This is a genomic window from Olleya sp. HaHaR_3_96, assembly GCF_019278545.1.
Lineage (GTDB): Bacteria > Bacteroidota > Bacteroidia > Flavobacteriales > Flavobacteriaceae > Olleya.
Map to the genome: position 1 here is coordinate 1,857,709 of NZ_CP058987.1, position 18,672 is coordinate 1,876,380.

An 18,672-nucleotide genomic window follows, 5' to 3' on the forward strand; every position below is an offset into this window, starting at 1 on the left:
CTTTCTTGTTCATTTTCTTAGTGTCCTTTTAAAGTTTTTATTTTAAGTAATGTAGTGCCGTTCCATTGGTAAAATGTTGTTGCATGAGTTACGATATCTCGTGCCATTGTTCCGTCCGTCTTATATCCACCTATATATTCTTCAGATATATCTTGTACAACTATTAATTCTTTTATAGGGGTTTTTAAATCTTTTGGATAAGGAAAAATTTCTGGTTCTGCGGTTATTTGATTAATACTTAGAACACCATTTTTTGCAAGAATTATCTTTTTTCCATTTGTTAATGTTAATGGCAAATAAACAATACTTTGATCTGAAATACCACCGTCTCCTGAGGCACTTGTTAAAACTAAACGAGACAATTGTTCTCCATTGTCAACAATAAAATTATTTACTTCAACTCCTATTCCTGAATAACAGTGATAACTAAGATGAAATAATGCTTCTGAATTTTTTAACGCTGAATTATGTATTTGATTGATACTATAATCTTTGCCATAAATACTATCTTAATATACATTTAATATTTCTTTCTTATCATTTATTTTAATCACTTGTAATTTACTGTTGTCACAACTAGTTTCATCATTGGTGCCATACTCGCTTATACCAAATAAGTAGGTGCGCATTTTAAGTCCCCAAAAAATGGACTGAAGGTATATATCTTTTTTATTAACATATCCACTTTCTCTATTTTGAGTACAGACAAGAAAATAATCAGGATATTCGGCAAGTATATTAACCGGTGTATTAAAGGATAAAGTATCAATTACTTTAGCATTTAATTCCGTTGATTCATATACTAATGTAGTGGCATTAAAAGTCCCTGGAGAAAAGTTAGTCCAATGGTCTCCATATTGATATGCTATAGGTTCACATCCTCTGTTTTTACTTGAATAGGTAGTCTTGTTTTGTTCGGTTTCATTTATATTTTGTGCAGTACAAATAAAGAAATATAAAAAGATAAAAGCTATAGCCAATAGATAAGTTTTTTGTTTCATCTTATTTTTTTTAGGCCCGATACGTGATTGTATAAGATTAGTTGGGCGGTTCAAGCAACTAAGTTAGCAAATAAATCACAGATAGAATATTCCGCAGGAATGTTCGTAAGTAGGCTTAAAATAGCAATTAATTATACAGGCTGTATATGCTTTCATGTACATTTTTTAATGTACCGGAAGGGGAATAATTAATTTATAGAATGCAGATCTCTCAGGAATCATAAACAAAGGTCTGTTTACCTGGCTAAGCAAACCGCATTGGTGTCAGAAGTATGGAAAGGTTGAGCTCCTTTCTTTTTAAAACTTGGATATATACACAAGTTGTAGCTTTTTCTTAAATTGGATGATGGCAAATGGGTAAAGCCTTTTTGATGTGGTGATTTACGAACTACGATATGCGTTCTTGAACGCTATTGCTAAAAGTAATAGAAACGAAAAGATCACCGTAGTTTTTTATGCACATTGGTGTGACGGGTACACCTTCTTTAATTATGGGTAGAGCCGTCTAATGGATTGCAAATTGTTTTTTTTTATCAGTCATTTAAGAAGCTTCTTCGTTTTTTTATGTTGTCGTCAGTTTCTTTTTTCAAAGTGGCTTCGTATTCTGGTAACTTTTTATAGCTTTTAGGGCGAATGGCATACATACCACCAAAAGATTTTTTAGGGTACATCGGGTTGGGGTCTTGAACTATAAAAAAGACCTCTTCGCTTCCTCCTAACTCTTTAGGTATTTGGTAAATTTCCATTTCTGTTCCCATACCGCCATATCGTTTAAATTTTAAGATATCCCCTTGTGCTAAATGTAGCTCGAGCATATAATAGCCAGCTGAAAAATCTACAGGATTTAAACCTTTCCCATCTTCACTATCCTGCTCTATATAATCTATTATTTTTAATTGATTTGTTTTACGTAACTCATCAAATACATCTTTTACTTTTACCATACGGATGTCTTGATCTTCTTTAGCGGGGTATTGTTCTATAAAATTTTCAGGACAGTCTTCAAATTTTAAAGGATCTTCTTTTATTTTATACCATAACGTTTTAATTTTAAAATAGTAACCTGTATAGTGTTCATATACATAACTTGCATTTGAATATAATTCAGTAAACTTTTTGTTATATCTTTTCCAGTCTTTTTTTTCTTCGTTAGTCAAGGGGTCTATATACTCATGCTTCGTGTCATCTCCGTTTATAAACCAATTATTATAACTTTTAGAACTCCACATTGTTCCATCTTTAAGAGTATTATATGAAGGCTGAGTCCCTTTGATACCAGCAAAGAAATCTACTTTTATTCTAGTATAATCTTCTTCTTCTTTACTCAGAGAAATGATACTAATTAATTGTTGCTTTTTATCTACAAGAATCTCATCAAGCAATAATTTTTTGTCAAAAATAGTAATCATTTCATAATTCTCTGTCCCTTGATGCTCATTTAGGTTCTTATATTCTTTCATCTGTTGCTCTATTTTGTGCCCCTTAATTGTCTTACAGTTTGTGATTAAACAAAGTGTGAAAAATAACAGGCTAGCCTTTATAGTTTGGTTTATATTCTCTTTCATCATGCAGTTTTTCTTCGTAGCCGTCTACTTTATATACATAAGCTTGCACTACATTATTAATGTATTCCGTATCGGCAATGGAAGTGTCAATTAATTTGATTTTTGTTTTAGAACGTTCTACATATTCCTTATCTTTTTCTCTTTTTTCTTCATCTGTTAATTTCATTTTGCCATACTCCATTCTATAAAAACGATCGTTACCGGCTTTAAAAATACGGTCTAATATCGTGTCATTACCATATTGGTCGTTAAAATCACCATTTTTATCCTTCAGAAATTTAGTATGGTTAATTAAGCCTACAGGGCTAAAGTGGGCATACAAATCTGCTTGTTGTATGGCCGCATAGTTTAATAACATTACTTTATAACTTAATATTGCAATTTTATGATACCATCTTTTTTCTTTTGATGAATTTTCTTTTTTTAAATTTTTTATTTTTTTCTGGTTTTTTATAATGCGTTCCTTCAACCTTCTTCGTCTTCCTTCTCCTCCTGATACCAGCCCAAATATATCTTCTGGATCAAATTTTTCATTAGCATTGGTTTCGTAATTTAACACAGCTTCTTTAAAATTATACATAGCAACACCCCAGCTAATAGCAATAGACTCATAACCATTCCACTGAAGGCCATATTTGTTTTCTTCTACAGTATTTTTATGTTCTTTTTTCTTTAAGGCTTTGAATTCAAAACGTTGTTCTGCATTATATTTAGGAATTAGAAGAAAGCCATCGCCAGCGCTGTGTAATTTTAAATCAAATACTCTTTTGTCAAATACATTTACTATTTCTTCTTTTAAATGAAAGTATTCTACACTAAACAAAGAGGTATTTACTTTATCCCTGCAAGCACTTTTAATTTCAGGAATATCCCCATCTATCGATACTAAATCGCCATGATCGTTAGAGAAAGTAAACTGTACGGCTCTGCTTTTATAAGTCTCCCAGTCGCCACAAATGTTTTTAACATGTTCTGATAAGCCACGTACATTATGTAGCTTATGATGTTCGTCACTGTATAATTCGGATATTTTATTTAAAAACTTATTACTTGCTTTTTCTTTTTTACCTGTCAAAAAGGCATTTTGGTTAACCATATATTTTTCAAGCTTTAATTTGATAAATTCATCATATTCATTACCTGAAAGCCCTCTGGGTTGATGTACGCCTAAAAAGACAATATTGATAGCAACCTTATCCCAATTAAGGTCTTTAGCGTATTTTATAATTCCTAAAACAACACCAGCAGCCATACAGCAGCCTTGACTATGTCCAACTATAGTTACTGGCATATACTGTGGTGTATAACTTTCTATCTGTGGCTTTTCGGCTATTTCCGCATCAATTATTGATTTTTCTTTAATTTTCCAATTATCTTTTGCCCATGCATAGCCTAAAGCAATACCATGATCTACTCTATGTGATCCGCTACTAGATAACCCGTGTGAACCGTTTATATAATTAACTCTGGTACCCGCATTAAAATAAGTCGCATATTGTGATGTAGCTTCTTTTCTATTAGACTTACTGTTCCAATATCCTTGATATTTGTCTTTAGGATAATTTATTATAAGATCTGCATGAAGTGGTTCTTTCCTGTGTTTTCTACGCGCTCTTTCTTCTTTACGTAATTGCGATTTAGATTTATCCATACCAATATCTTCATTGTATTCATCATCGGTATAAATATCTGCTTGGTCCGTTCTATCTCCTTCAAATGCATTTTCACCAGTTAAGGGATTATCATCTGTACTATCTGGGTATTTATCGCTAATAGCATTATGCAAAACGGCTTCACTATTAGTAATAGGGTCACTTAAAAATCCGTTTACAAAAATAATTTCACCTTCTAATTTTGGTAATTCTCTTTCTTCTTCCTGTTCTTCCTCTTCGTCTTGAGCTGCAAGTGCTCTTATTTCAGCTTGATTTGCTGCTGCAGTTCTTAAATTTTCTCCTTGGCCTATATAAGCAGCCTTCACTTTATCGATAGTTGTAATTTTGGAGAAAGGAATTTTTGAAATTGGCATTACTGCTGTTGGTGCAGTAGCTCCTGTACCAATTAATACTGTTGTTGCTCCAATAACAACAGAACCTCCGTGAGCAGTCATACTTCCTGTGGTAGCTGCTGGCTTACCACCTATAATCACATTAGATACGCCAGTTACAATAACATCAGGAGGCCCCACACAAACGCACATACTTCCGATAGTAGCTGCAGGTTTGCCTTCTATCAATACAGTGGGATCACCTTGTGTTATTGGACCACCAACATGCGGAACGACCCCACTACACATTGGGCATACATGATTACTTCCTACGGTTGCTGCCGGTCCTGCCATGATTTTTTTTATGTTTTAATTATTTCGAATGATTTAGAACGGTCTTACGTATAGATAGTTACGTATATAAACAACTAATTTAGTAAACAAATTCGAACTAGAAAGGATTCTGAACAAATTTTATAAATAAGCTCTTGTGAGAGCAATTAATGATATAGGCTGCGTGTGTCCTGCATGGACGTTTTTAATTTATCAAAAGGGAAATGATTAATCTATAGGCTGTAGTCTCTCAGGAATCGTATACGGAGGTTTATTTGTTTAGGTAAGCATAGCTATAAGTCTCATCAGTAAGAAGGGCTGAAGGGATTGATCTTCAAAAATTGTATAGGAGCACAAGTTGTAGCCTGTACTTAAACTAGAAGATAGTGTCAAAAGTGAAAATCCCTTTGATGTGATGATTTTAAAACCGTTGTATACAATACTCTTACTTTGCATTGGTATGAGAGGCGCATTCTAATATTTTAGTCGGAATCGTTTATTTGATTGGGAATAGTATTTATTATTCAGCTCTAAATTCGTTTATGTATTCAAAAAAAACATTAAATCCATCTCTATTCCATATTCGCAACTTATTGCTCCGAACCAACTCATCGTGTTTTCGTATTTCAATTCTAGCTTTTGATGAACAAAATCATAAAATTCATCTAGCTTGTCAATATTTTTTATGTCAATATTCTCGCTTTAAGAAATCAATTTTAATCTTGATATAAAACTTTTTAATAATTCCAAATTTGGTTTCAATAAAAATGGTCTGGGTTTTATTTCGATATGGTCGAGAATATCAAAAATATCGTCAAAATCGATTTTTTTGGTCGATTTAGGTTTTATGTTATTCATTTTATAATGTGCATAATACGTTCCGTTTCTCGTTTTTTATTGAGAGTTTTTGTCGTCAACGTTATACTGTTATTCTCTATTTTTATTATTTTAAACTCAAAAGTTTTTCCGATGATTGGATTATACAAAGTGTCATTAACTTTGTAGATGGTCATTTCATATTCACAATCAGATTTCCAATCTTAATCGTATCTGAAAACTATTATGTTAAAAATATAATACACTACTAAATGCCGTATTGTCCAGTGTTAATATTGTAATTTCTTAGCTAAAATAATTTCAATGGTTGGTATCAATAATCCTAATAAAAAGAATAAGAAAGAGAATTTAAAATATGTACGAAAATATGAATTCATTTCTGTTTTAAAAATGTCAACCAATGCTCCTTCATGAAATAATTGATTAAAATCTGTCTGATATAATGCTTGTCCTGAGTTTTGGCTAATCCCTATCGATTTTACAGACTTTTCTATTATTTTTGATTCAAGAATTTGCATTAAGAAACTATATTCAACTTTTCTTTTTGTTTTTATGAAAAAACTCTGAAAAACGCTAAATATTTTGTTGTCAGGCATGGTATCTATTGAATGTGTATATTTATCTAAATAGTGGTTAACAATGTCTTTTGCAGAATTATCTTGAGATAGTAATGAGTCAGAAACTATGGTATTTATAAAATGAAAAGTAAAGGCTGAAATTAGTTGCTTATTAACATCAATTGAATTGTTTATTTCAATTTGTGTGTTTTTAATTGCGGCATATTTTATAGCAAAAACAACAAAGTAAATAGGGATAAGGATGTAGTAAATTTTAACTAAATAACTTGCCGTTTTAGTCCTACGTTTAAATAGCCCTGTTCGTTTACAAACAATCAATATAATTATACTAATCACTAAAAATAATAAAATCCATTTAGCGAAAGCCGCTATAAAAGAAAAGTAGTTTATATCCTTTAAAATTTCTAAATAATTCATATCAAATTAGTACTTGTATTTTAATTAGAGTCAATATTACGGATAAGTGCCAATTATATACAGGTCTTTAGTCCTAAATTTAATTATTACGGTAGATTTAAATGTCAAATAAATGAGCTGTACTTGTATATTTAGTACCCCTAAAAACTGTTTTAAAAAAAAACATTAAAACTTAAGTCTTTGTTATTTTTAAAAAACAGTTAAAATCAACACGGCTTATCGCGCAATGATACTAGCCTAATTTTCTTCTTTAAAGCCGCTTTTGAGTTTTGCTTTAATTTTTTTCTCAAAATCTTTTATAGCTAATGCTTCGTTAGCATAGCTTTTTAAATTTTTTCTAGGTGAACCTGTGTCTACAGGTCCTGATTGTGTTTTGGCTTCTACTCCCGTGCGCATTATTTCCCAGAACTTTACGTTGTAATAACCATCATAAGGGGTGTTTGAAAAACCTTCGGTTTTTTTATGTACTAATCGTCTGATTCCTGATTTTTTTCTTTCTTCTGAAAGCGCGTGTCCTTGCTCTATAATTTTTTTTAGACTCAATTCTGAGTCCCACTCACACTCATACATCGTATGAAAAAAAGAAAAATAAGTTGGAATATAAATAAAGGCTTGTTTTTCAGTTTGTTTATTGAATGCTTTTATGAGGGCGTTTACCTTTTGTTGCTCGTTGTCTGTTGTATTGATTAGTACAGTAACGTTTTCCTTTATTTCTACTGTTTTGGAATAACGGTCTCCGGTTGCTGTACATTCAAATTCTAAAAGTACCTCTCCTACAGGTAATATTATATCCTCCAAAGGCGTTAAACCAAAACCTTTACCTTCAATATATAAACGAGTTATTGGGTTTGTTTTTATAGAAAGCTTACCAGTAATAAAAAGATCTAAGGCTTTATTTAGTTCTGACACTCTGTCTTTTAATAACTGATGTAATTCCTCTTCTGAATACTGTTTACCGAGTTCTTGTAAGAGATTAACAATATTATGTTCGTCAATATCCTTCAAAATAGACTCTAAAGAAGCGATGCTTATTTTAATGAGCTCTAGATCTTGTTCGTTTGTATCAGCAAAGCGCATCTCACATTCGTAAAATGTGGTATATGGATTACTTATGGCATGTTTTGCTAATTCCTTTTTGGTTGTATTGCTGTAATCTCGTGGCTTCTGAAATGTTTTATTACTCATGTTCCTTACGTTATTTTAATAGGTTGTACCCCTGTTTATTAGGTTTTTTATCATGTAAATGAAAATAAATTAGGTTGTTAGTGGGGAGTAACTTATTCAAAAAAAAAGAGATTAATACTTGTGCTCTCCATTTAATACTTTAAAGTCTTCGGTGCATTTTAAACAATCAAAAATAGTATACTTGTTTCTATTAAATACACTAAGTAGATTTTCTATAAGTTGGTTATACTCTGACTTTTGTTGTTCCGCGTCAGTAATTTTATAATGTTCATCAAAAACAGCATCAATATCATTAAAAAAAATCTCCAAAACCTTGATAAGGACAATCTCCAGTGTTATATAGTAAAGCATTTAGTTCCTCTTCATTCTCATAGGGGTTACCTTTTTTTAAAGCCTTCTTCGCTAGTCAAACACAACAGGCCAGCGTCCATCGCAAAAGCATAAAAATACTCTCCTTGACACTTTTTAGAAAATGTGTTGATTTGTTTTACACCTTTTTTATATCATATTGTCTCATAATTATAGTTTCGGTTTGTCTAATTTAAATTGACTTAGTAAATTGATGTAAAAAGTTTCTGTTCCGAAAGCTATTTTACCTTGTTCGCGAAAATCATCAGTATCAACTTTTGTTAAATTATGATTAGCTATTGTCATTAATGATTTTTCTAAAACCCTAATAACTCTTTATAAGTTACGTGCTATAGCTTTTTATAAAGCGTTATTAGGCTTAAAGCTCTATTTAAACACTTCGTTTTCTTAATTTTTATTTTAAGGGGTATTTAAAGACTGTTTTAGGAATTAAGTTTTGGATCTCTTCATCATTTTCCCATGGGCTATCTTTCCATCGAGACCATCCAAAACTATAATCTTTTGCACCATATTGCTCTGCTAGTTTTAACATTTCAATAAGTTTTTCCCTGTCTTGGTAAGTAGCATAGAAGCCTGAAAGTGCAGTATAAGTATTTACATTTGGAGTTATCTTGGAGATGTAAGGTTTTACCTTGTCTGCAAATGATTGATTTTCCCAACGAGCTGCCATCTGCAGTGCTTTGTCAATAATTAGGGTTCCAAAACATAAAGGAAAGGGTCTGTGGCTAACGTAATACTCAAAAGCGTCAAAGCTTTTTTCGGCTAGAATGCGTGCTTCAGGTTCACTAAAATTTGAGGATGCAGATACAATAGAAGGCGATAGTTTAGACAAGAGTGCTTCATCCAATAAAGGACTCATAAATGAAAAATCCTTATTGTTTAGAATTATTTCTGGACGTTCATCACTTGTCGCCTTTTCAAATTTCTTAAGAAATTCTATTTGTCTAGGGTCTGTCATTTTTTTTCTTGCACTCATAGCAAAACACATGTGACCTTTTTCAACAATTTTAGCTAATAACCTTAGGTATTCCCATTCATATTTGCCTGTTGTTTCTATTTTTTCTTTTAATTCAGTGATTCTTTTATTGATACTTTCTTCATCACCCCAGCTCTCACTGTAGCCTTCATGCTCATCGATATCGTCTAAAACGGCTTCTAAGGCATGACAGATAATGGCAGCTGATTCTGATTCTGGTAGGTTTAGAGAGTCTACAACTCTTTCTATTTGTGATTCTTCTAAACTACTGCATTTGTAAATCCATCCATAGGCTCTTGAAGAATACACATCAATTACATCTTGTATGTTTCCGTCAAGGATTACCTATACTATTTCTTCATCTTCGTCTATATACATTATTTTGTTTTTTTATATTTAATTAGTGATTTTATGTTTTTTATTCCCAGTTATATTTAGGATTGTCTAGTATAAATTGACTCATCAGTCTTATAAAAAGGCCTCCTGTACCAAAAGCTATTTCATCTTGTTCTGGAAAATCATCATTATCCTCTACAGCTAAACCATGGTCGACTATTATAATTACGGGCTCTCCTAAAGCATTTTTTCTTTGATGATCCCAAATAATCCAATTTTGACCAGCATCACAAAATCCTTGATGTCTTTCTTGATCTGCTTTAAGTTGGTCTGTCGCAAATCCAGACCAAGGCACTTTTCCATTATATCCATGAAAACCTATGCCATAAGGTATGCCCTCACCAAATATTATGGTGTTATGCATTTCAACTACCGTTTTGTATGATTTTGGTACCGTGAATGGGCTGTCTTGAAAAGCACCTTTATAAGGCTTTCCAAAGGTTATTTGGACGTCATCATCATCATCATCATCATCATCATTTTTAAAATATATTTTTAGATTTTCGTCATATGTCACTTCAATTATTTTAGAAGACATTTCTTTTAATAGTTCACTACAGGAAGAGGTTAAAGCCCATGGTTTAAAATAAGCTATAAAAGCTGTTTTTAAGGCAGTTCCTTCTAATAAGGATAATTCTTTTGAAGTCATATTTAAGATATTTATATATTACAAATATCTTATTTTAGGGGTGATTTTTTCACCCTGAATACAGTGAAAAATCAGCTTTCGTTTGAGGTAGCATCTCGTATAAAAATAATAAACATCTTTTTGTATGCTTATTATTTCCTACTGATATGTAGTCTATTTATTTCGACTTCCAAATAAATTTATCAAGATTATAGATGTAACCTTTTCGTTTTTATCTTTAATATAAGCAAGTCCATTTTTAAAAGGTAGTGCAATTGTATGATTTTCAGGAATTACTATTTCGCTGGTTTTATTTGTAAATCCTGAAAGCCATTTTCTATCTTTTTTAATTACAAGCCAAGCTAGCCCGTCTTTAACTCTGATACTGTTTCAAATATAGATTTAATTATTTCTTGTTCATCTTTATTAATAAAGCCTTGTTTTCCTTTTTTTAAAATTAGCCAGGTGTTTATCACACGTGCTATTAATGTCATCACATGGATTGGATGTTGTTATATTTTTTTAACTAATTTATAAGCATAATAGCAACCGACCATCTTCCATGTCTAGTCATAGTAACCCAAAATGGAGCTCTATCTTGAAGTGCTAATACAACCTTACTTCCTTTTAATTGTTCGCAAGCTTCATAACCTATTTTGTAATTCCATATTTGAAAATAATCAGTTATAAGAGTGTCTATATTCATAACTAAATCCTCTTGTTCTTCATATAATTTTTTTATAACAGGATTTATTTTTTCTACCATTTCATTAATGGCTGTATAAACAGGAATTCCTGAAAATTGTTCATCAACGAGATCACCGTGTTCAAGTTCTAATTCAATACCTGATAATTGATCAGGACCTAAATCGCTTTTAGCTAACGCTCCTTCCGTAGTACAGCTGTCTAGTCCATAGGCAAATGCTTCCATAATTTGATTGCCGGCATAATACCATTCAAAATCTAGTGCTTTTATTTCGTCATTTTCTACACAGTATTGCATAGCAGATTCTATGCCCTTATAAAACTCTTTTTTTATTTCTTCTCTTGGTAGATCATTAAGTATTTGATCTGCTTGTTTTAATAAAAAATCAAGTTTGTTTTCTTTTAATCAAGCAACAATATCTTGTTCTCGTTTTAATAATCTTTTTAAATGTGTATCCATAATTTTCGACTAAATTAAGTTTTAGTATACTGTATATCTTTAAAATTAATGACCTGAAAGTTGCTATCATATAAAGACGTTCCGCCTTTTTTAATATCAAAAGTGTCTCTACAGGTCTTTATGTATTGTCTTGGATTGGGGATGTGCTATAGTTGAGAACAAATAGAGACCAAACCTTAGAGCAAAGTATTTTTCATTTGGTAAAATTAAAAGATGTATTTTAAGTGTATCTCCCTGTTTTCCGTGAAATTTGCTCCAAATCACTAAAAGTGGTTATGTTAATGGGTAAGTTATTAATGTAACGAGTAGTGTGCAGATAGCGGATTGCTTTTGTAATATTTTATAGGCTTTGTTTTTATCACTTATTGCTATCCTGTTTAAAAAATAATAGTTGAAGCAGTATAGCGTTTAGTAGTATTCTAATGCTTGCTTGTACACTTGATATAATTTACCGTTTTTAAAAATATTTTTTACCGTCCAATTACCATTGTTGTCAAAAACGTAAACATATTCTTTTGTAGATCTTATTGTTTTGAAATCGTCTCTATACTCAACATGCTTTATTAGTCTACCGTTGTAGTCGTAGTAATATTCATTTCTATAGCTTTCCTTAGAATCACTATAATAGCTATGGTATAGCTCATTAGAATAGTTTTGTTTGTAATTGATAGCTTCTATTAATACTTCTTGGTCTTTTTGGTTATAATACAGGTCTCTATAATTTTTAGTAGACGTAAGTGCTCCGTTTTGATAACGTTTAACAGTTCTTTCATTATAATTTCCACCAGTACCAGAAAATCCAATATTTGGAAACTGACTTTCAGCCGCCTCGTAGGTTGTTGTTTCTATTAATTGCTGTTGTTTATCATACACCTTTTGGTTGTAGGTGTATAATTTACCTTTGTTATACTGGGTTTCTTTAGGAAAGTATTCTACATATTTTTCGGTTATAAAACCTAAAGAATCATTTACTAGTCTTTCTGCGACTACTCTTTTATTGTTTTCAGAATCAATTTTATATTTTTTTACTAAAATAGTATCCTTTAAATAGTCGTATAAATAGGTGCTGTTTAATTTTCCATCCGCATTATAGTGAGTCGCTTTAGTCTTTTTATTAGCATGGTTATAGGTGTAAATTGACTTCGTGCTACTCTCTTTTTTATACTCATAATACTCAGAAGACATCGTATTACCTTGACTATCGTAAGTGGTTAAAAACTTAGTGTCCGGTACTTTGTTTTTGTCAGAATTAATACTTTCTATTTCATTACCTTTTTGGTCATATTTAGTTTCGTAGAAGCGGTTGTATTGATATCTTAAAACTAATTGATTTTTATTGTTGTACGTGTATTCCTCATCTAGTACCCATGCATCATCATCATAATCGTAGACTTGCGTTTTTTTACCCAATTTATTAAATGTAATATGCTTATCATATTTAATTTTTTCTTTATTATTTTCATAATAAGAATAGCGTTTTAAGGACTTAACAGGACCATATAAGTTATAATGTTCTGTGCCATAAGCTCTTTTCATAAAACCATCAAAGACATAACCTTTTAGGGTGTCGTTTTCTACCATAACCCAATGTCCAACGAGGGTACTAATTGTATCTAATCTATTGACTTTTTTTTCGTCAACTTCAAAATGATAGTCGTAAGGTAGCTTACCAAGCCGTTCACTATTAATTGTTGGACGTTCTCTTATAATTAGCCCGCTTTTTGCTTTGACAGTATAACTGCGTTGGGCAAAACATAACGTGCAAAATAGTGTTACGCAAATGATGATTAGTGTTTTTAAAGGTGTAGTCATACTGATATTTAGTCTTTAAAATTTCTTTTTTACTTATGCTAGTCAATAATATATACTTAATCTTAAGCATTTAGCTTAGATATATTGTCATATTATGGTTGATTTAGAAATTAAAAGTAATACTTTTTGATTACACTTATGCCTAAGTACATTTGGGAAGATTATAATGTCGTGGAAGTGTTATTGGAATTGTGAGTATGTAGTATTGATGAAAGCTTTTTGTTCCGGTTTTTAATACGGTTACTGAATTGTTTTAGTTTTTTTAAACGAGCAATGTTTATTATTTCTTCTTTTGCGAGTCTTTTATTTTTTTTGCCTTACGATCTTTTCCCAAGCCGTTATAAATAGTTATCAAAGTTTTTGCGGCCTCTTTATTATTGCTATTTGCTTTTAATACTTTTTTTAAATAAGGTACTACTGATTTATGTATTTCTTTTCTTTTTTATCTTTTTTTGAATATCCTAAATTGTTCATTTTATCAACTAGTTCCGTTTCTTTAGTCAGTAATAATACCGCGAAATTTAAATTAGCAGCCTCGCTATTTTTGTTTATAGTTAGCGCCTTTTGGTAGTAATATTTTGCTTGTTTAAAATCCTTTTTTTCGAACGAAATAACGCCTAAATTATAATTTGCGTGAAAATTATTAGGAGCAATACTAAGCGCTTTTTTTAATTGTTTTTCAAAATTATTTTTATCATTGATTGAATAATAAGAATTTGCTTTAAGTAAAATATATTCACTATCAACTGGTTTTATTTTTTGTGTTAGAGTTATAGTTTGTATTACTTCTTTGGGTTGATTTCGAAGATTAAAAATAACGGCTAAATTTTGGTGAATGATAAATTGCTTTTCTAGCTCTAATGAATCCATACCATTTTTTAAAAGTTCGTTATAACATAGGATTGTTTTGTCATTATTATTGGCCGTTTTATATGAAGCTAGCGCATTGAATAAAAGCGTTTTGTCGTTTCCAGAGTTGTATTGAAAAGCTTTTATGTAATATTTTCCTGCTAATTCAAATTGAGCATCATTGTAAGCCTTTGTGGCTTTATCTAAAAAGGCATCAGATTTTTTTTGGTCAAATTCAAAATAGGATATGTTTTTTATTGAATCTTGTTTGTTAGTAGTTTGTGAAAACACAACGTGATATGTTGTAATATGAAATATGAGAATAATTAGATATTTCATTCTTTGATTTAGAGTTTTAGTCGGGTAATGTGTCCCTTAAATGGAGTGTTTACAGAGTTTTACTGAGTTTTAAACTCACACGATTATTTTATTTTTTTAAACTGATAAGTGGTAAATTCAATAAATGGATCAACACTAAGTGTTAGCCCTGTGACTTTATTATTCTCGATTGTAAATGGTATTTCTACAATCCCCATAGTAGGCAGGCTATAAGTGCATAAATAATTGTCATTTTGGATATGCTCTAGTTTTCCAATTAAATCAGGATGATTTGAAAAGTGTATTTTTAATGTATTCGCTTTGTTGTCAATGGTAATGTTACCATACACTTCATTTTGGTAAGTGACTGTATAAGTTGAAATAGGTAGACTTGGTTTTTTATTAAGTGTTATGATTTGTTTTAACGAGTCAATGGTATGGGTTTTAGCTAAGGTTTCTGCTTTAAAATCTTGAAAAGAGGCATCGCTATAGTTTTTGTATTTTAAGGATAAAAAAGCATCTCTGATTTCATAAGTTAAATCGTCATAAAAATTGTTTTTATCGGTATTAGTCAATACTACAATACCTAGTTTTTCTTCTGGAACAAATAATACTTGAGACAGAAAGCCATCCACTGCTCCACCATGCGAATACACCATTTTGCCATCACAGTCATTTAGTATCCATCCCATACCATAAAGATAAAAATGTGACTCTTGGTTATCTCTTGGATCTACTCCTAAAATAGATGACGGGGTTCTAGTGGTTTGAATACTGTTAGCGGACAACACTTGTTTGTCATTAATTTTACAGAATTAATCTGAGCTAATAACCAATTGGTCATATCTTTTGCGCTTGAACTCATGGCACCTGCAGGTGCTAAGTTATCAATGTTTGTAATAGGTATTTGGACAAGTGTATTGGCAACTATTGAATGTGGAGCGGCTGTATTTGATGCTTTTTTAAATTGTTCTGAGCGCATCAATATTTGTGTCATAGTATTCCATAAGTTGTGGAGCCTTTTCTTCCGCTCTCTTTATAAGTGAATTTAATAATAGATCCTTTGAGTGTTCCTTGAATAGCAATTGGATTGTATTTAAAAAAAACTATTGTGGGTTGCTATTCCTATTAATGAATGCTTTTTATCTTTAAAATCATATATCATATATCATATGTAAAGACTGTAAATTTTAATTTATTCAAATCAAAACTATTGCGAACCGTAGCGGATAATAAAAATTAAGACTTTTAAAAAGTTTAATTTACTTAATCTATAAAAATACTATAGGCTTGTGCTATGATTATTTCTGTTACTATTGGTTTTTTGTTTACAAGCAATTTCAATTAATAATATTATTTGATATGTTAATAAATTTATGTTAGTTTTTTTTAAGTTAACTTTATGGCAATCTTAAAAAGTTAACGCAATGAAAAAAACGACACTGGTAGCAGGTCTATTACTTGCTTCACAATTAATTTATTCACAAGAAGCTATTCCAGGATCTGGGGGTGATGCTGCAGGTGTAGGAGGCTCATCCAGTTATTCTGTAGGTCAGTTGGTATACACCACTATTACAGGAGATGGTACAGTAGCTCAAGGTGTACAACAAAGTATCGAACTCTTTACCTTAAGTAATCCCGAACTTACAACAGTAAAATTATCAGCTGTTACTTATCCTAATCCCACATCAGATTATGTCGTGTTAGCTATAAGAGATATCAATCTTTCTGATTTAAGCTATGCGCTTTATGATATACAAGGTAGAACCGTTTTAAAAGGACTTGTTTCGGAAGAGACAACTCAAATTACTATGCAAGACTTGGAAGTAGCGACCTACATTCTTAAACTAAGTCGAAATAATAAAGAATTAAAGTCTTTTAAAATTATAAAAAAATAACGATTTAAAACACACAGTTTTTACAAATCCCATAACACTAAGAAAAATCATGATTAAAAATTTACATACCTTTTTAGTAGCATTATTAATTACTGTTACAACATTAGCACAGACACCAGAGAAGATGAGTTACCAAGCTTTGGTAAGAAATGCTACAGACGATTTAGTCAGTAACCAAGCGATAGGTATGCAAATAAGCATACTAGAAACTACAGCAACAGGAACAGCTGTTTATGTCGAAACCCAAAATCCAACGACTAATATTAATGGATTGGTAACGTTAGAAATAGGTTCAGGAAGTATTGTAAGTGGCGATTTTACGACTATAGATTGGTCTGCTGGCGCGTACTTTATAAAAACAGAAACAGATCCAACAGGAGGGAGTAATTACACGATTACAGGTACTAGTCAGTTAATGAGTGTACCTTATGCATTATATGCAAAAACTTCTGGTAGTTCAACACCTGGCCCTATTGGTCCACAAGGTGTTGCTGGTGCTGATGGCGTTGATGGAGCAACAGGAGCGCAAGGCCTGCAAGGTATTGCTGGTACTGATGGCGTTGATGGCGTTGATGGTGCAGCAGGAGCGCAAGGCCTGCAAGGTATTGCTGGTACTGATGGCGTTGATGGTGCAGCAGGAGCGCAAGGCTTGCAAGGTATTGCTGGTACTGATGGCATTGATGGCGCAACAGGAGCGCAAGGCCTGCAAGGTATTGCTGGTACTGATGGCATTGATGGCGCAACAGGAGCGCAAGGCCTGCAAGGTGTTGCCGGTAATGATGGAGCTGATGGTGCAACAGGCCCGCAAGGCCTGCAAGGTGTTGCCGGTAATGATGGAGCTGATGGCGCAACAGGCCCGCAAGGTCTAACAGGAAATGACGGAGCTGATGGTATAGGTACCGCGCAAACATTAAGTTTTACGTCACCTAATATATCGCTATCTGACGGTGGTGGAACTATTGATTTGACAGCACTTATAGATGATGCTGATTCTGATCCTGACAATGAAATTCAAAATATCACTTTAGCTGGAGCTGTTCTTAGTATTTCTGGAGGTAATTCAGTTACTTTACCTAGTAATGGTGGAATTTGGTCTACAGTTAGTACAGATTATAATCAAATAGAATTTACAGGGGAAGGGGATGCAGAAATAAGAGGTGGCAGTACGGATTTAAGCGGAGATGATTTTGGATTAGAAAATGGAGTTTTTTGGGGAAGTAACCCGGGAGAAGACACTGGAATGTTTACTGATGGAGATCAAATAATATTTATTTCTCCGGCAGATGGTGAATTAGTACAATTTTGGGAAGAAGATACACACCTATTAGTTGCTCAAATTTCTGCAGCTGGTGCTTATTCTCAAGTCTCAGATGAAACCTTAAAGAAAAATATTGTGGTAATTGATAACGCTTTAGAAAAAACGTTAAATCTTTCAGGATATACGTATGAATTCAAGCAAAGTAAAGAAGATATCAAGAAAGGGACTCCAGTTGAATTAGGAATTGGAATACTTGCCCAAGAATTGCAAAGAGTAGCTCCTAGATTAGTTACTAAAACTGACCAAGGACATTTTGTAGTTAATTATGATGGAATTATTCCAATTTTAATTGAAGCAACAAAAGAACAGCAAGGTTTAATTAATGCGCAACAAACTGAAATTGATAATTTAAAAGCTGAAATTGAAGCTATTAAATTAATGTTATCCAAAAGATAAGCGCTGTGTTTTAATGTGTAAAAGACCTTTTAATAATTATTAAAAGGTCTTTTTTTTTAATAATGGATATTGATTACGTCAGCTTTATAATAACAAATTCCTGAATTTGCTTTATTATTTTAGTCACTTAAAGAAGTTGATGAATGGTTAAATTATATAAATATATCTGATATTTAATTGATTACTTTTTTTTTCTGTAAAAATAAACCATCGCAATAGCTGGCTTTTAAATTGTTATAATCTGGATTAACGCGTGGTAAGTAGGGCAGGAGCCTCCATCTTATTTACGTCCTGTTTTTAATACTGTTTTTTAATTTATTTAGTGCGAAACGACTTTTAGTCCAACAATCGAGATGATTAATGACATGATAAAAAATAGTCGCCAGAATGTAGCTGGTTCTTTAAAAATAAAAATACCGACAAGAACAGTACCTACAGCACCAATACCTGTCCAAACAGCATAGGCAGTGCCTATTGGTAACTGCTGGGTTACTTTTAAAAGCAGACCCATACTTACCATTAAACAAACTATAAATCCAATATACCAATAGGTAGATTCAATTCCTGTGGCTACTTTGGCTTTTCCTAAACAGGTGGCAAAAGCGACTTCAAAAAGTCCGGCAATTATTAATAATATCCAATTCATT

General features: G+C 31.9%; 18 protein-coding genes. 2 read left to right on the top strand and 16 right to left on the bottom strand.

Annotation, left to right across the window (positions count from 1 at the left end; genetic code table 11):
* Positions 1–17: 17 nt before the first annotated feature.
* The 15 genes from H0I26_RS07995 to H0I26_RS08060 form a co-directional block, all read right to left on the bottom strand.
* The gene (locus tag H0I26_RS07995) at positions 18–362 is read right to left on the bottom strand and encodes a hypothetical protein (protein ID WP_218701751.1); all 345 of its coding nucleotides are present in this window, start codon (positions 360–362) and stop codon (positions 18–20) included.
* Positions 363–509: 147 nt separating this feature from the next.
* Positions 510–1,001, bottom strand: coding sequence for an SH3 domain-containing protein (locus tag H0I26_RS08000; protein WP_218701752.1), 492 nt, complete (start codon positions 999–1,001; stop codon positions 510–512).
* 533 nt (positions 1,002–1,534) lie between these two features.
* Positions 1,535–2,461 (bottom strand): hypothetical protein, encoded by a 927-nt coding sequence (locus H0I26_RS08005; RefSeq protein WP_218701753.1) that lies wholly within the window; start codon positions 2,459–2,461, stop codon positions 1,535–1,537.
* A gap of 70 nt (positions 2,462–2,531) precedes the next feature.
* The gene (locus H0I26_RS19855) at positions 2,532–4,904 is read right to left on the bottom strand and encodes a PAAR domain-containing protein (protein ID WP_218701754.1); all 2,373 of its coding nucleotides are present in this window, start codon (positions 4,902–4,904) and stop codon (positions 2,532–2,534) included.
* Between the two features lie 1,085 nt (positions 4,905–5,989).
* Positions 5,990–6,715, bottom strand: coding sequence for a hypothetical protein (locus tag H0I26_RS08015; RefSeq protein ID WP_218701755.1), 726 nt, complete (start codon positions 6,713–6,715; stop codon positions 5,990–5,992).
* 237 nt (positions 6,716–6,952) lie between these two features.
* Positions 6,953–7,900 carry a hypothetical protein gene (locus H0I26_RS08020; RefSeq protein ID WP_218701756.1) on the bottom strand — a complete coding sequence of 316 codons (948 nt, stop codon included), beginning with the start codon at positions 7,898–7,900 and terminating at the stop codon, positions 6,953–6,955.
* A gap of 111 nt (positions 7,901–8,011) precedes the next feature.
* Positions 8,012–8,251 carry a hypothetical protein gene (locus tag H0I26_RS08025; RefSeq protein WP_218701757.1) on the bottom strand — a complete coding sequence of 80 codons (240 nt, stop codon included), beginning with the start codon at positions 8,249–8,251 and terminating at the stop codon, positions 8,012–8,014.
* A 168-nt stretch (positions 8,252–8,419) separates the two neighbouring features.
* Positions 8,420–8,554 carry a hypothetical protein gene (locus H0I26_RS19695; RefSeq protein ID WP_256935298.1) on the bottom strand — a complete coding sequence of 45 codons (135 nt, stop codon included), beginning with the start codon at positions 8,552–8,554 and terminating at the stop codon, positions 8,420–8,422.
* Between the two features lie 109 nt (positions 8,555–8,663).
* A complete protein-coding gene (locus H0I26_RS08030) occupies positions 8,664–9,554 on the bottom strand; it encodes a hypothetical protein (RefSeq protein WP_218701758.1) in 891 nt (296 codons plus the stop codon).
* 109 nt (positions 9,555–9,663) lie between these two features.
* The gene (locus tag H0I26_RS08035; protein WP_218701759.1) at positions 9,664–10,290 is read right to left on the bottom strand and encodes a hypothetical protein; all 627 of its coding nucleotides are present in this window, start codon (positions 10,288–10,290) and stop codon (positions 9,664–9,666) included.
* 505 nt (positions 10,291–10,795) lie between these two features.
* On the bottom strand, positions 10,796–11,272 hold the full coding sequence (locus H0I26_RS08040; RefSeq protein WP_218701760.1) for a hypothetical protein: 477 nt from the start codon (positions 11,270–11,272) through the stop codon (positions 10,796–10,798).
* A 570-nt stretch (positions 11,273–11,842) separates the two neighbouring features.
* Complete coding sequence (locus H0I26_RS08045; protein ID WP_218701761.1) at positions 11,843–13,246, bottom strand: SH3 domain-containing protein; 1,404 nt, start codon at positions 13,244–13,246, stop codon at positions 11,843–11,845.
* A gap of 414 nt (positions 13,247–13,660) precedes the next feature.
* Positions 13,661–14,434, bottom strand: coding sequence for a tetratricopeptide repeat protein (locus H0I26_RS08050; protein WP_218701762.1), 774 nt, complete (start codon positions 14,432–14,434; stop codon positions 13,661–13,663).
* Between the two features lie 83 nt (positions 14,435–14,517).
* Entirely contained in the window at positions 14,518–15,204 is a 687-nt protein-coding gene (locus tag H0I26_RS08055) for a DUF3471 domain-containing protein (RefSeq protein ID WP_218701763.1), read from the bottom strand.
* On the bottom strand, positions 15,153–15,410 hold the full coding sequence (locus tag H0I26_RS08060; protein ID WP_218701764.1) for a hypothetical protein: 258 nt from the start codon (positions 15,408–15,410) through the stop codon (positions 15,153–15,155). The genes H0I26_RS08055 and H0I26_RS08060 overlap by 52 nt, the downstream gene beginning before the upstream one ends.
* A gap of 430 nt (positions 15,411–15,840) precedes the next feature.
* On the opposite strand from H0I26_RS08060, the gene H0I26_RS08065 reads away from it, so the two are divergent.
* Both H0I26_RS08065 and H0I26_RS08070 read left to right on the top strand, forming a co-directional pair.
* Positions 15,841–16,311: a T9SS type A sorting domain-containing protein gene (locus tag H0I26_RS08065; protein WP_218701765.1), complete on the top strand. Its 471-nt coding sequence runs from the start codon at positions 15,841–15,843 to the stop codon at positions 16,309–16,311.
* Positions 16,312–16,360: 49 nt separating this feature from the next.
* On the top strand, positions 16,361–18,025 hold the full coding sequence (locus H0I26_RS08070) for a tail fiber domain-containing protein (protein ID WP_218701766.1): 1,665 nt from the start codon (positions 16,361–16,363) through the stop codon (positions 18,023–18,025).
* A 319-nt stretch (positions 18,026–18,344) separates the two neighbouring features.
* Here H0I26_RS08070 and H0I26_RS08075 read toward each other — a convergent pair whose 3' ends face one another.
* Positions 18,345–18,671, bottom strand: a complete 327-nt coding sequence (locus H0I26_RS08075; RefSeq protein ID WP_218701767.1) for a DMT family transporter — start codon at positions 18,669–18,671, stop codon at positions 18,345–18,347.
* Position 18,672 lies beyond the last annotated feature (1 nt).